This window comes from Aestuariirhabdus haliotis, from assembly GCF_023509475.1.
Lineage (GTDB): Bacteria > Pseudomonadota > Gammaproteobacteria > Pseudomonadales > Aestuariirhabdaceae > Aestuariirhabdus > Aestuariirhabdus haliotis.
Map to the genome: position 1 here is coordinate 127,393 of NZ_JAKSDZ010000001.1, position 13,553 is coordinate 140,945.

The 13,553-nt window shown below is 54.6% G+C and carries 17 protein-coding genes; 8 read left to right on the forward strand and 9 right to left on the reverse strand.

All coding sequences use genetic code 11. The annotated features are described in order from the left end of the window. Positions 1-90: 90 nt before the first annotated feature. From metX to MIB40_RS00690, 6 genes are read left to right on the forward strand one after another with little or no spacing between them, the layout of a single operon-like run. Positions 91-1,239, forward strand: coding sequence for a homoserine O-succinyltransferase MetX (gene metX, locus MIB40_RS00665; RefSeq protein WP_249689658.1), 1,149 nt, complete (start codon positions 91-93; stop codon positions 1,237-1,239). Next, entirely contained in the window at positions 1,239-1,829 is a 591-nt protein-coding gene (metW, locus tag MIB40_RS00670) for a methionine biosynthesis protein MetW (protein ID WP_249689660.1), read from the forward strand. Before metX ends, metW begins: the two co-directional genes overlap by 1 nt. Before the next feature lie 33 nt (positions 1,830-1,862). Next, on the forward strand, positions 1,863-2,309 hold the full coding sequence (locus MIB40_RS00675) for a DUF4426 domain-containing protein (RefSeq protein ID WP_249689662.1): 447 nt from the start codon (positions 1,863-1,865) through the stop codon (positions 2,307-2,309). Between the two features lie 8 nt (positions 2,310-2,317). Continuing rightward, positions 2,318-2,923, forward strand: coding sequence for an RdgB/HAM1 family non-canonical purine NTP pyrophosphatase (gene rdgB, locus MIB40_RS00680; protein ID WP_249689664.1), 606 nt, complete (start codon positions 2,318-2,320; stop codon positions 2,921-2,923). Between the two features lie 6 nt (positions 2,924-2,929). Continuing rightward, positions 2,930-4,063, forward strand: coding sequence for a radical SAM family heme chaperone HemW (gene hemW, locus MIB40_RS00685; protein ID WP_249689665.1), 1,134 nt, complete (start codon positions 2,930-2,932; stop codon positions 4,061-4,063). Between the two features lie 5 nt (positions 4,064-4,068). Next, positions 4,069-4,395, forward strand: coding sequence for a DUF3392 domain-containing protein (locus MIB40_RS00690; protein WP_249689667.1), 327 nt, complete (start codon positions 4,069-4,071; stop codon positions 4,393-4,395). 106 nt (positions 4,396-4,501) lie between these two features. Here the strand turns inward: MIB40_RS00690 and MIB40_RS00695 are convergent, their stop codons facing one another. Continuing rightward, positions 4,502-5,848, reverse strand: a complete 1,347-nt coding sequence (locus tag MIB40_RS00695) for a DUF1329 domain-containing protein (protein WP_249689669.1) — start codon at positions 5,846-5,848, stop codon at positions 4,502-4,504. Between the two features lie 370 nt (positions 5,849-6,218). Between MIB40_RS00695 and MIB40_RS00700 the strand changes: the two genes are divergently transcribed. Then, positions 6,219-6,830: a DNA-3-methyladenine glycosylase family protein gene (locus tag MIB40_RS00700; protein WP_249689671.1), complete on the forward strand. Its 612-nt coding sequence runs from the start codon at positions 6,219-6,221 to the stop codon at positions 6,828-6,830. A gap of 23 nt (positions 6,831-6,853) precedes the next feature. Here MIB40_RS00700 and MIB40_RS00705 read toward each other — a convergent pair whose 3' ends face one another. The 4 genes from MIB40_RS00705 to MIB40_RS00720 form a co-directional block, all read right to left on the reverse strand. Further along, positions 6,854-8,029: an ABC transporter ATP-binding protein gene (locus tag MIB40_RS00705; RefSeq protein ID WP_249689673.1), complete on the reverse strand. Its 1,176-nt coding sequence runs from the start codon at positions 8,027-8,029 to the stop codon at positions 6,854-6,856. After that, positions 8,016-8,684 (reverse strand): molybdate ABC transporter permease subunit, encoded by a 669-nt coding sequence (gene modB, locus MIB40_RS00710; RefSeq protein WP_249689675.1) that lies wholly within the window; start codon positions 8,682-8,684, stop codon positions 8,016-8,018. Before modB ends, MIB40_RS00705 begins: the two co-directional genes overlap by 14 nt. A gap of 13 nt (positions 8,685-8,697) precedes the next feature. Further along, positions 8,698-9,513 carry a molybdate ABC transporter substrate-binding protein gene (gene modA, locus MIB40_RS00715; RefSeq protein WP_249689677.1) on the reverse strand — a complete coding sequence of 272 codons (816 nt, stop codon included), beginning with the start codon at positions 9,511-9,513 and terminating at the stop codon, positions 8,698-8,700. A 138-nt stretch (positions 9,514-9,651) separates the two neighbouring features. Further along, entirely contained in the window at positions 9,652-10,374 is a 723-nt protein-coding gene (locus tag MIB40_RS00720) for an SDR family oxidoreductase (RefSeq protein ID WP_249689679.1), read from the reverse strand. A 122-nt stretch (positions 10,375-10,496) separates the two neighbouring features. Here MIB40_RS00720 and MIB40_RS00725 point away from each other — a divergent pair, with 122 nt between their 5' ends. Continuing rightward, positions 10,497-11,405 carry a LysR family transcriptional regulator gene (locus tag MIB40_RS00725; protein ID WP_249689681.1) on the forward strand — a complete coding sequence of 303 codons (909 nt, stop codon included), beginning with the start codon at positions 10,497-10,499 and terminating at the stop codon, positions 11,403-11,405. Between the two features lie 8 nt (positions 11,406-11,413). Here MIB40_RS00725 and trmB read toward each other — a convergent pair whose 3' ends face one another. The 4 genes from trmB to MIB40_RS00745 all read right to left on the reverse strand — a co-directional run bounded on the left by trmB (position 11,414) and on the right by MIB40_RS00745 (position 13,542). Continuing rightward, the gene (trmB, locus tag MIB40_RS00730; protein WP_249689683.1) at positions 11,414-12,115 is read right to left on the reverse strand and encodes a tRNA (guanosine(46)-N7)-methyltransferase TrmB; all 702 of its coding nucleotides are present in this window, start codon (positions 12,113-12,115) and stop codon (positions 11,414-11,416) included. Continuing rightward, positions 12,115-12,900, reverse strand: coding sequence for a thiazole synthase (locus tag MIB40_RS00735; RefSeq protein ID WP_249689685.1), 786 nt, complete (start codon positions 12,898-12,900; stop codon positions 12,115-12,117). The genes trmB and MIB40_RS00735 overlap by 1 nt, the downstream gene beginning before the upstream one ends. A gap of 61 nt (positions 12,901-12,961) precedes the next feature. Beyond that, the gene (thiS, locus tag MIB40_RS00740; RefSeq protein ID WP_249689688.1) at positions 12,962-13,159 is read right to left on the reverse strand and encodes a sulfur carrier protein ThiS; all 198 of its coding nucleotides are present in this window, start codon (positions 13,157-13,159) and stop codon (positions 12,962-12,964) included. After that, positions 13,144-13,542 (reverse strand): DUF423 domain-containing protein, encoded by a 399-nt coding sequence (locus MIB40_RS00745; protein ID WP_249689690.1) that lies wholly within the window; start codon positions 13,540-13,542, stop codon positions 13,144-13,146. The genes thiS and MIB40_RS00745 overlap by 16 nt, the downstream gene beginning before the upstream one ends. Positions 13,543-13,553 lie beyond the last annotated feature (11 nt).

The window sequence follows — 13,553 nt, forward strand, 5'->3', positions numbered from 1 at the left end:
CCTATTTTAAGGCGGTGCCTTATTGCACCGCCGAGGCTCTCTCATTAGACTTGCCTGACTCTCTTTCGGACCCAAGACCTAAGTCATTCCATGCCCGAATCCATACCCGAAGGCTCCGTAGGCCTGGTGGAACCCCAAAGCATCGACTTTAACCAGACGTTACAGCTGCTCAGTGGACGCTCATTAACGAGCTTTACTCTGGTTTATGAAACCTATGGCACCTTAAATGCTGATCACAGCAATGCCGTACTGATCTGCCATGCGCTCAGTGGCCACCATCACGCCGCGGGTTATCACAGCATGGATGATAAAAAACCCGGTTGGTGGGACAGCGCGATCGGACCTGGCAAAGCCATAGACACCAATCGTTTTTTCGTCGTCAGCCTGAACAACCTGGGAGGCTGTCACGGCTCCAGCGGACCCACCAGCATCGACCCGAAAACCGGCCAACCTTATGGCCCGGATTTCCCCATGGTTACCGTGCAAGATTGGGTTAATAGCCAGGCGATGCTGGCTGACCAGCTTGGTATCGAGCAATGGGCCGCCGTCGTTGGTGGCAGCCTTGGAGGCATGCAAGCCCTGCAATGGTCCATCAGCTATCCGGAGCGTCTCCGCCACGCACTGGTCATCGCCTCAGCGCCGCGACTGTCCGCCCAGAACATTGGCTTTAACGAAGTAGCCCGGCAAGCCATTATGACCGACGAGTCCTTCCATAATGGCCATTACCAGCAACAGGAAACCATTCCGCGGCGCGGGCTTAAATTGGCGCGAATGATCGGCCACATTACGTACCTTTCAGACGATTCAATGCGACAAAAATTTGGCCGTGAATTACGCAGTAGCAAGCTCAAGTTCGGCTACGAAGTGGATTTCGAAGTTGAAAGCTACTTGCGTTATCAGGGCCAGACATTTTCCGAAGCCTTCGACGCCAATAGCTATCTGTTAATGACCAAGGCACTGGATTATTTTGATCCGGCACGAGAATGCAACGACGACCTGGCCACAGCGCTGCAACCTGCGCAATGTAAATTTATGCTGGTTTCTTTCACCACGGACTGGCGTTTCGCGCCGGAGCGTTCCCGCGAAATCGTTAACGCTCTGCTCGAGGCTCGTAAGGAGGTGTGCTATCTGGAGGTCGATGCACCCCAGGGGCACGACGCCTTCCTGATGCCGATTCCTCGTTATATTGAAGCCTTCAGCGCCTATATGAATCGTGTAGCAAACGAGGTGTGCAACTGATGCGAAGTGACCTCGAATGCATTCAACGCTGGATCAAACCCAATTCCCGAGTGCTCGACCTTGGCTGCGGCGACGGTATTTTCCTCGACTATCTGAACAAGGATCGCGGCGTTCAGGGTTACGGCCTCGAGATTAACCCTCAGGATATTGCCCAATGTGTTGAACGGGGCGTCAACGTCATCGAGCAGGATCTGGACAAAGGCCTGCACAATTTCAGCGACAAGAGCTTTGATACCGTCGTCATGACCCAGGCTCTGCAGGCCGTGCATTATCCCGACCAGATTCTCGATGAGATGTTGAGAGTCGGCAGCGAATGCATTATTACCTTCCCCAACTTTGGCCATTGGCGCTGTCGGGGTTATCTGGGCTGGCGAGGGCGCATGCCGGTGTCCAAGTTTATGCCCTATACTTGGTACAATACGCCTAACATACACTTCTGTACCTTCAAGGATTTTGAAGCCCTGTGCTTCCAGAAAAACTTACACATTCTGGATCGCCTGGTAGTAGACCAGACCCATCAGGGTCACTGGCTCAGTAAGTTCTCACCCAACCTTTTTGGTGAGATAGCCATCTACCACCTTACCCGTTAACAGATTAACAGGCCGACTCGGAAGGAACTCGCCATGACACGTACCCTGCATTCATTTTTCGCCTCATTTTTACTGCTCTTTTGTCTCCCAGGCACTGCCGCAGATATGGGTAGCGTCCAGGATTATGATAACCATACCGTGCACTATAGCGTGTTCAACAGCACCTTCTTACAACCCAGTGTCGCCAGTAGTTATGGACTCAATCGCGGACAGGATATTGGTATCCTCAACATCGCCGTACACGAGAAAACGGATCATGGCGATGTCGCCGTAAAGGCCAAACTCAGAGGAAAAACCAGCAACCTGATTCAGCAACAAGAGACACTGACGTTTCAGCCGATCGAAGAAGGTTCAGCGATCTACTACCTTGCCAGCTTCCGCTTCAGTAACGAAGAAGTACTGCATTACAATATCGAGATAGAAACCGCTGACGGCCATGTTTTGTTGCTCAAGTTCACCCATAAACTGTACGAGGAGTAGCGGTAACGATGTCGACCGAGATCCAGCAAGTGGTTTTGGCCAGTAATAACCGGGGCAAACTCAATGAGCTGCAACATCGCCTGGGCGGACTGGGCATCAAACTGCTACCCCAAAGTCAGTTTGCCATCGACTCAGTAGCCGAAACCGGCCTCAGCTTTGTCGAAAACGCCATCATCAAGGCTCGTCACGCCTGCAAGATATCCGGCTTACCGGCCATCGCCGATGACTCTGGCCTTGAGGTTGATGCGCTGCTGGGTGCCCCTGGAATTTACTCCGCTCGCTTTGCCGGAGAAGAAGCCACCGATGCCGATAACAACCAGAAGCTGCTCGCCAAGCTTCAGGGTACGCCTAGCGAGCAGCGCAGTGCACGCTTTCGCTGTTTGCTGGTTTATATGCGCCATGCCGACGACCCAACGCCATTGATTTGCCAAGGCAGCTGGGAGGGCTTCATTCTGGAAGAACCCCGTGGCGATAACGGCTTTGGTTACGATCCCCTGTTCTTTGTTCCCAGTGAACATTGTGCCAGTGCCGAACTCCCCGCCGACTTGAAGAATCGCCTCAGCCATCGCGGTCAGGCGATGAAGGAACTGATGCAACGGCTCAAGCTGAAGTAGGAAAGCATGACGCTCCCCCCTCTGGGGCTCTATGTGCATATTCCCTGGTGTGTGCGCAAATGCCCATATTGCGATTTCAACTCTCATGCGGCAAACGGCGAACTGCCCGAAACCGACTATGTGTCGGCCCTCTTACGCGACTTTTCCAGCGAAGCAGAAGCAATTCAAGGGCGGCCGATCGAAACCATTTTTATCGGCGGTGGTACCCCAAGTCTGTTCAGCGCTAATGCCCTGGGAATACTCCTGAAAGGGCTCCAACAACAATGTGAATTTGCTCCTGATATAGAGATTACTCTGGAAGCCAATCCGGGCACCACCGAGCATCACCGCTTTCAGGACTATCGAGCCATCGGTATCAACCGGCTTTCTATCGGCGTGCAGAGTTTCGATGACCTCAAACTCCAGACATTGGGACGAATACACAGCTCCGACCAGGCGATAAAGGCCTTCTCTCAGGCACGTCAGGCGGATTTCCGGCGCATTAATCTGGATTTAATGTTTGGCCTGCCCGGCCAAAGCCCTGAGCAAGCCCTGCAAGATTTGCAACAAGCCATCAGCCTGCAGCCGGACCATATATCCTGGTACCAACTGACCATAGAGCCCAATACCGAGTTTTACTCTAAACCACCCCAACTACCCGCCGATGATAACCTTTGGGTCATGCAGCAACAGGGCCTGAAGCACCTTCTTGATGCCGGTTATCTTCAATATGAGACGTCGGCCTATGCCAGGGCTAATCAGCAGTGCCGGCACAACCTTAATTATTGGCGCTTCGGCGACTTTATTGGCATCGGTGCGGGTGCTCACGGAAAACTGACTTCACCACAGGGGGCTATCGTCAGAAATTGGAAAACCCGCATGCCCAGCCAATACCTGGCTCGTGAACAGGATTTCACCGCGGGTCAGCGCCGACTGGAATCAGCCGAGTTGCCGCTGGAGTTTATGATGAATGCCTTGCGTCTTAGCGATGGAGTCGAGCGCAGCCTTTTCACAGAACGAACGGGACTCCCGATCAGTCGTATCGATCAGCCGCTACAACAAGCGGAGGCCAAAGGCTTATTCGAGAACCTGACACGATTACAGCCGAGCGAGCGAGGACGACTCTTCCTTAACGACTTACTGGAACTTTTTTTACCCTGATTGCTATGCAGATACTTTTCGACTTTTTTATCAACCTGTCTCACTGGTCCCGGTCATATCTACCGGAAATCTCCCTGGCGATACTTGCCACCCTGATGGTGATCTATGGTGCCACCCTGAACCGGGCGATAAAGCGCAATATCAGACAACTCAACTTTATCCTGAGAACCAGTATCTTTATTCTGGTATGCGCCCTGGGCTACGGGGCCACACTGATTCTGGTCAGCCCCCTGCTGGCTCAAATGCTGGCGCAATTTAATAACCAAACCCTGTCGCCGGTTTTATTACTCTGCTTCGTACTGCTGGGATTTCTGGCTGACCGCAACAACTGACTCGACTGTACATCCTTAGCTAGGGACTTTTCCCTGTCTACACACTAAAACGCCTGCACGGCAATCGCGGTGCAGGCGTTTTTCTAGCAACCAAAGCGGTCAGTGCTTATTTACGACCCTTACGGCGCATTGCGCTGGAAGAGAAGTCACGCTTACGGTTCTTCACATCAAAGTCGTATGGGCGTTCCTGATTATCCAGGCCATCCGCAAAATAACGACCGCTGTCGAAATTGTAAGTGACCTCAAGCGTCGAGGCTACCAACGGTACATTGTAGTAGTTGATTGGATGACCTTCGTGGAAGTACTGAAGCTCCAGGTCTTCATTGTACATATCCGCCATCAGGATCTGCCAGCTATCTTCGTCAACATAGAAACGGCGCTTCGCGTAGCGGTGGGTCACACCGTCGCGCAATGTGGCTTCGACGATCCACACCCGGTGTAACTCGTAACGACCGTGATCCTGGTTAATCGACTTTTCACCCAATACATCTTCATATTCCAAAGCATCAGAGTGCAGTGGGTAGGCGTTGTAGGGAACCAACATCTCTTTCTTACCGATCAGATTCCACTCATATAGATTGGGCGCTCCGTTGTACATGTCGACGCTGTCGGTGGTCAACATACCGTCGGTATCCGGGCTCAAATCATCATAGGCCAATACCGGCAGACGACGCACTCGACGTTGACCCGCAAGGTAACGCCAGGCACTACGCAAGGACAATATCTGGTCCAGTGTCTCGTGTACCAACAAGGCATTACCCGCCAATTTGGCCGGAGACGTCACCTGATACTTGTAGTAGAAAATCTTATTGCTCAGTTCTTCCGGTGTGATATCGGGCTGACCGTATTCAAACAGCACCTCCCTTTCCTGGCGTACAAGGGTATAACTACCACCACGCTGAACGGCTGCCTGGTGCGCGGCAAACTTGATGGCGTTACCCCGGTAGCGAAGAATATGGTTCCAAATCACCTCCAGACCATTCGCTGGGATGGGAAATGGCACACCGGCGGCAGCACCCTTAATACCATTACCGCGGGAAATCAGTTCGGCACGGCCAGCATTTTCGCGGGTACGCTCGTAGATGTACTCGGGCGCAGCGGCCGTACGATGGCTCGGAAACACCCGCAATTTGTAATCGGGATAGTTGGCCACCAGCTGTTGGTGTCCAGGGCTCAACAGTTCACGATAGGTGTCCAGGTTACCCGCATTAATTTCATACAACGGCACCTCGCCTGCAAAGGGGTCTGTGTGCTGCTTACCCTCGACATAACTCTCTGGAGGGGTCGTAAGACCTCCTTCCCAGGGTGGAATGGTACCCGCGGCATTTCCCGCTTTTTCGGCTCCAAGGGGGGTCAAATCTGCACCCAGGCGCTGAACCTGGTCGGCTGGCACTGCTGCCACGGCACTACTCATGAGCAAGCTAGCACCCAAAGCTGCGATACAACGATTCATAACTCTACACTCCGCATCCGACATCAACCTGCAAGCAACCTCTCCGATTGCTCAGGCCGGTATGATTATTATTACGTCAGACCCCACCGCTATCCTGCAATGTGAATCTAAGCGCCATCCCCAGATGGCACCATGGTACGTATGAAACAGTTACTTAAAAAAGGTTGGTCAAAATACCACCAAGCAGGGGTTGGGAAAACCCTTTTTTGATATTGTAGGGCTTTTTCATTGATACAAGTCTCTTTTGGCTTGCGTTTTATTTTAATTTTGTGACAACTTTGGTTGACAAGGCATGGCTGTCGCTTGATCTTCGCCGTTATCACTCAAATCCAGACCCCAATTATATTCATCGTCGACTGTCAGGAATACTATGAATAAGCGTCAGATCGCTGCCGACTTGGCGCTACTTGTGACTCGTGATTCCCAGCTAGCCAATGCGTTAGCCCAAGTCGGACCTCCGCCTCCTCGCAACAGACCGGCCGGCTTCGAGACCTTTTTGTCTACCATCGTCAGTCAACAAATATCCACTGAGGCGGCGCGCGCCATTCTGGGCCGGGTTACCGCCCTGATGCCCGAGCTATCGGCACCGGCGCTACTAAAACTGAACAGCCAGGATTTGCGCGATGCCGGACTCTCTTTTCGGAAAATCGAATACGCTCAGGGGCTGGCAGCGGCCATCGTCAACGGCGAGTTCGATATCGATGCACTGGCCCAGCTCGATGATGCTGACGCCATTAAAGCCATCACCGCGCTCCGTGGTTTTGGTCGCTGGAGCGCCGAAATCTATCTGATGTTTTCCCTTAAACGCCGCGATATCTTTCCTGCCGACGACCTCGCACTGCTGATCGCTCTGGGGCGGCTGAAGCAGTTACCCGGCAAGCCTACACCCGCCCAGGCCCGAGAACTCACCACTCATTGGGCGCCAATGAGAACCACCGGTGCTTTGTTCCTCTGGCATTACTACCGCGGAGCACCTACGTGATTGACCTGTGGCTGCCAGGGCATTCAAGCGATATTGGCGCCCTGGCCTGATTCCGACCGCGAAGCTTTCACAACGTTTTCGGTTTGGTACCGCGTATCGGGCATCAACCAGATACCTTCCGCCTCCAGGGTCATATAGAGCTGCTGGCCCAGTACTATGCCCCGGCGCTCAACCACATGCGCCGGCAGCGTCAGATGAATCGGTGGCCGCTCCGGATCCCCGACACTCGTCATCAGTGCCACCATATCACCCAGAGCGAGCCGCTCCTGGACCACACCCACCACGGTATTTTCGCGCAGTTCCTGATCGGTGCGCGGAGTGTAAATCAGCACTCGCGAACGGGGGATCACCCAACTAACGGTACAGCCGACAGCAAAGTCTTGCTGTAAATCAGCGACCAGTTGAGAACCTCGCCAATCGATCAATGTATGCCCGGCCTCGACATCGTGCCTGATTACTCTGGCCCGAAAGATATTTCGATGCCCCACCAGACGCGCTACCTGAGCATCGGCTGGGCGCGCCATCAACTCCGCCGCACTACCTGACTGCAACACCCGGCCCTGGGCAAAAATGCACAATCGATCAGCCAACATCAAGGCTTCTTCGACATCATGGGTGACCAACAGGGAAGGCACCGACAAACTGCTGCGTAACGCGGCCAGTTCGCGGTAGAGTTTTTCTCGGGTGACTCGGTCCACCGCCGCAAAAGGTTCATCTAGCAACAACAGGCGAGGGTTTCCAGCCAGCGCACGGGCCAGGGCGACCCGCTGCTGCTGCCCCCCGGACAACCGGTTTGGACAGCGCTGCTCCAAACCCGACATATTGACCCTTTCCAACCAGGCCATCGCCTGCGCGCGCCGCGCTTGTGCGGGCAGCTCCACCACAGCTTCCATCACATTCTCCAACGCACTGAGGTGGGGAAACAACGCATATTGCTGAAACACGACTCCAACCCCACGTTCACGGGTCGGTAGGCGGACGCCTGCGGCGGAGTCTCGCCACAGGGCACCACCGCAACGGATCTGCCCCTGTACCGGCTTGCCCAACCCGGCAATAGCCCGCAACAGAGTCGATTTCCCACTCCCCGATGGTCCCACCACGGCCAGCATCTCCCCCGGGCGGCATTCCAGTTCAGCCTCGAGGGGAACCGGCGCCAATTGGCGAATCGAGACCTTCAGGCCTTTATCATCCTCGTGCACCACGCCTCCTGTGCATACTCAGCAAGCTGATCGCCATGGCAATGAGGGCAACCCCTACCAAGGTGGCCGACATGATGCCCGCGCCTTGAGGGTCAAACATCTGGACCCGGTCGTAAATCGCAATGGAAAGGGTTTGAGTCTGCCCGGGAATGCTGCCACCCACCATCAGCACAACGCCAAACTCTCCCAATGTGTGGGCGAAGGTCATCACGGCGGCTGTGACCAAGCCGGGCCAAATCAGCGGTAATTCTATGCGCCAAAACATACGCCAACGGCTCAGTCCACAGCAGGCAGCCGCATCGAGAAGGGTGGGATCGATACGCTCGAACGCACGCTGCACCGGTTGCACGGCAAAGGGCAAGTTAACCAACAGAGAGGCCAGCAAGATCGCTTCAAAACTGAATGCCAAGGGTTTGGCAAACAGCCACTGATAGAACTCTCCCAACCAGGATTGCCCACCCATGGACACCAACAGGTAATAACCCAAAACCGTAGGCGGTAATACCAGCGGAAGCGCCAGTGCCGCCTCCAGCCAGGCTTTACCCTTGATCCGGGTCATCGCCAGATAGCGGCCAATCAATAATCCGACGGGTATCAGCAATACCAGCGTCCAGGTGGCCAGCTTTAGCGACAGGCCCAACGCCGTCCAATCCATAGTTACCCATTCCTCATTGGCTAAAGCCGTATTGGCGCAGTAAGGTCCGTGCTTCTGCCGTTTGCAGGTACGCAAAAAACTGCTGCGCATCCCGACCAGCATTACGGGTGAGTACCGCCCGCTGCTTCAAAGCTGTGTGCAAACTCGAGGGAACCAGAGCGTAATCACCCCGGGAAGCCACTTGCGGCGAGATTGCTAAAGAATAGGCAATAAGCCCGCCATCAGTTGAGCCACTCACCGCAAACTGGGCCGCCTGGGAAGCATTTTCTCCCAGTACCAGATTCGGTTGGATGGTTTTTTCTATGCCCAACTGTTGCAACACCTCCAGCGCCGCTCGGCCGTAGGGTGCATGGGCAGGATTGGCGATGGAGAAGCGTCCGATAGTCTGACGTTCAACAGCCTGGCGCAGATTTTCCACACCTTGCTTGGGGTCGAGGGGGGAGCCTTTGGGGGCAAAATAGGCCAGTCGGCCCAGATTATAGACAAAGCTATTGCCCTGGGTGAACTCCGCCGCTTCCAGCTCACGCACATAAGATTCGTCGGCCGATAGCAAAATCTGGTAAGGGGCGCCCTGGCGAATTTGCCGGTAAAAATTACCGGACGAGCCGAACACCACCTGTACGGACGAACCGCCCTGGGCATGGTACTGCTCAATCAAATCATCCAGGGCAAATTTGAGGCTCGAAGCAGCTGCAACCAGAGTGGTTTCGGCCCGCAGAGCAGTGCTCAGCATTAACAAAGACGCTAACAAGACGGAGCTCACAACCCTGACAGCAACCGAGGGTCTTCGGCCATTCAGTATCTTGACCTTCGAAGGCTTACTTCTCATTCATACTGCTCCCTGCTGACCCCTACTGCCCCTTTGCCGCGGTGCATGGAACCATATCACAGCAGCAAAGGAAATAGCTTGAGCCCTTCGAGTACAGTCCCCTTCACCCTCTTTTATCTTGCTAATAAAACGACATAACTAGGGCTGTTGCCGGGTTGCCGCAATAACGATCTCGCGAACACAAAGGTGCTGTGGTTGCTGATAGGCATACAAGATTGCACCGGCAATATCCTCCGCGGCAATAACGCCCCCCATACCGGTTTTCCATTGTTCGTAGCCATCAATAATCTCTTGCGAGCTGGTGTGGGACAGCAGTTCGGTTTCAACGGCGCCCGGGGCAATAGTGATTACCCGCACGCTGTCGTCGGCGACTTCCTCACGCAGGTTTTCACTGAGTGCATGGACCGCAAATTTGGTGCCGCAATACGCTGCATGATTGGGGAAGGTCTTACGACCGGCAACGGAGCTGATATTAATGATCGTACCGCCCTTGCGTGCCTTCATGGCCGGCAACACCGCATGGATGCCGTTAAGCAACCCGATCACATTGGTATCGTACATGCGGCGCCACTCGTGTGGGTCCTGGGTATCTAGTGGCCCCAATAGCATACAACCGGCGTTGTTAATCAACAGGTCAACCCCTCCGAATTTCGTTTCCGCTTCAGCGATAGCGGCTTTCATTGACTCCGTGTCGCACACATCAACCTGACGGCATAGCGTATCAGGCAACTGCAAGGCTTCCAGCCGGTCGACCCGGCGCGCCAGCAGCAACAAAGGATGCCCCGCCTTACTCAGTGCGATCGCAGTCGCCGCTCCGATGCCGGAACTCGCCCCGGTAATAACAACTAGTGGCTTGCTCATATCATCATCTCCTCTGTATTCGTTTTAACGGCGGTGTCATATCAACCAGCCCAGATTCGGCCATTGTAGAGCGTAGTTTGTTTTGATAAATATAATAAATACAAACTCACTGTAAGGAATAAATGAACAATCTACACTGGAAAGGTATTCGTTCGTTTCTCGCTGTAGCTGACCATGGCAGCTTTACGGCGGCCGCCGAAGTCACGGGGCTATCGAAAGCCAATCTGAGCCAGCAAGTCTCGGAACTGGAGCAGTCCCTCGGGGTGCAGCTGCTGCACCGGACAACCCGCAGTTTGCGCCTGACCGATGCCGGTGAAGGCTATCGGCAGCGCTGTCTAGCAGCGGTTGCACAGCTTGACGATGCCCGCGAGTGGGTAACCGGCGCCAACGATGCACTCGAGGGAGAGATTCGTATGAACGCGGTTGGCGGGGTGATCGGCGAGGAGTTAATCGCCCCCTTATTGATTGATTTCCAGCAACAATACCCATCGATTCGTATTCAACTCGACTTTAGTAGCCGCCGGGTCGACCTGATGAACGACCCTTACGACCTGGTGATGCGCATGGGAGAGCTACCCGACTCGACGCTTATCGCACGCCACCTTTACAGCCTCAGTACCTGCTATGTTGCCAGTCCCGGCTTTATTGAACGTCATGGCATTATCCGCCACCCGGGCGATCTTAAATCCTTACCTCTGATCTATGGCAGCATTGCCCAATGGCAGTTTTTCTCCGAAGAGGAAACCTTCAACCTGGATATCAATCGGGGCTTTCGTATTCCAAATGGCCGGGTGATGCTAAAGGCGGCCTTGGCTGGGTTGGGAGTGAGCCGGTTAGCGGATGTCTATGTCCAGGCCGCCATCGAGCAAGGTAAGTTGGTTGAGGTGCTTCCCCAATGGCGTCAGCGGACCCCTTTGTCACTGCTCTGTCCGCCAGCCCGTTACCAACTGCAACGGGTCAGAATCCTGATGAACTGGCTGGTCGAACACTTTGAATCCCGCTATCTGAGTGCTCGACAAACCCTGGTTTAGCGCCCTGGTTAATCGATTCGCTCGAACACCAAATCCCAAACACCGTGTCCCAGTCGCTCGCCGCGTTTTTCAAACTTGGTCAGCGGCCTGTATTCCGGTCGCGGCGTATACTGCCGCTGACCCACGCTGTTACGGTAACCTTCGGCGGCTTCCATCACCTCCAGCATCTGCTCGGCATAGTTTTCCCAGTCGGTCGCCATATGGAATTCACCGCCAGGCACCAGTTTTTGGCGAATCTGCTGGACGAATTCAGGTTGCACCAAACGGCGCTTATGGTGGCGTTTCTTATGCCAGGGGTCGGGAAAAAACAGTTGCACCCGGGCCAGCGAAGCATCCGGGATGGACTGTTTGAGCACCTCGACGGCATCGTCGCAATACACCCTGAGGTTGCTAACACCTTCTTTTATAACCTCATTGAGCAAACTGCCCACCCCGGGGCGGTGCACTTCGATACCGATATAGTCCCGGGCCGGATCCTTCCTGGCCATCTCGAGCAGGGAGGTCCCCATGCCAAAACCGATCTCCAATACTCGAGGAGCATCGCGCCCGAAAACCTGTTGGGGATCGAGGACACCCTGTTCCCTGGTCAGGCCAAAACGAGGCAAGCCTTCATCCCAGCCTTTTTGCTGGCCGGTGGTCATGCGCCCCGCACGCAGCACAAAACTGCGAATACGGCGCGGATATTTAACGTTATTCAGCTCTTCACTCATTAGAAAAAGGTGCCATCCAGAGGGGACGATGCCGAGGCGTATTGGCGCTTGGGCATGCGTCCAGCCAAATAGGCCTCGCGCCCGGCCTCGATCGCTTTACGCATCGCCGATGCCATCAGCACCGGATCACCGGCGTGGGCAATCGCCGTGTTCATTAACACCGCATCACAACCCAGCTCCATTGCAATAGCCGCATCAGAAGCGGTACCGACACCGGCGTCAACCAGCACTGGCACCTTGGCTTCCTCAAGGATAATACGCAGATTATAGGGGTTGCAGATGCCTAATCCGGTACCAATCAGCCCGGCCAATGGCATCACCGCCACGCATCCGATCTCTTCCAACTGACGTGCCACCACGGGGTCATCGCTGGTATACACCATAACCTTGAAGCCATCGGCCACCAGCTTTTCAGCGGCTTTCAATGTTTCGGTGACATGGGGAAACAGGGTTTTCTGGTCCGCGAGCACCTCCAGTTTGACCAGGTCATGGCCATCCAGGAGCTCGCGCGCCAGACGGCAGGTACGTACCGCATCGTCGGCGGTATAGCAGCCGGCGGTGTTGGGCAGCAGGGTATAACGCTCCGGGGAGATACGGTCGAGCAGGTTAGGTTCATCGGGATTCTGGCCGATATTCGTACGACGGATAGCGACGGTGACAATATCGGCACCACTGGCTTCGATCGCCGCTGCGGTTTCATCCAGGTCCTTGTATTTGCCAGTACCGACCAGCAGTCGCGAATTATAGGTAGTGCCAGCAATCTCAAAAGGTTTGTCGTGTTGCATGGAGTCTTCTGTCCTGTCGCAATAAAAAGGTTTTTAAATCAGTGTGATCAATCTGGCGAAATCAGCCTCCGCCGATGGCCCTGACAATCTCTACCCGGTCACCGGGCTGAAGTACCACATTCGGGTGCTCGCTGCGGGGCACTATCTCCAGATTCACCTCAACCGCAATGCGCCCGCCCATCTCGAGTTCTGTTACCAGGCTGGCGATACTACTGCCCTCTTGCAAACTGTAATGCTCTCCGTTTAGCTGGATCTGCATACCCTCTCCTTCGTATTTATCCAGGCCGCTACCATCAGTGTTCCCCACCCCAGCATAAATGCGATTCCTCCGGTCGGGGTTAACCAGCCAGGAACCTCAATACCGAGCAAGAGTCTGAGGTAGATAGAACCACAAAACAGCAACAACCCTGCTCCAAAACCAAACGCCGCTGATAATAACCAGTTGCAGCTGCGCCAGTGCATTGCCAGGGAGGTCAGCACCAATGCCAGACTGTGGTAAAACTGATACTGCGCCGCACTGTTGTAGGCTCGCTGGGAAGACAGCGACATCGCATCAAGACCATGGGCACCATAGGCCCCCAACATCACAGCAGTGAGGCCACCCAAGGCACCACAGCTCATTACCAGATTAATCGCACGCATTGCGTGGTCGA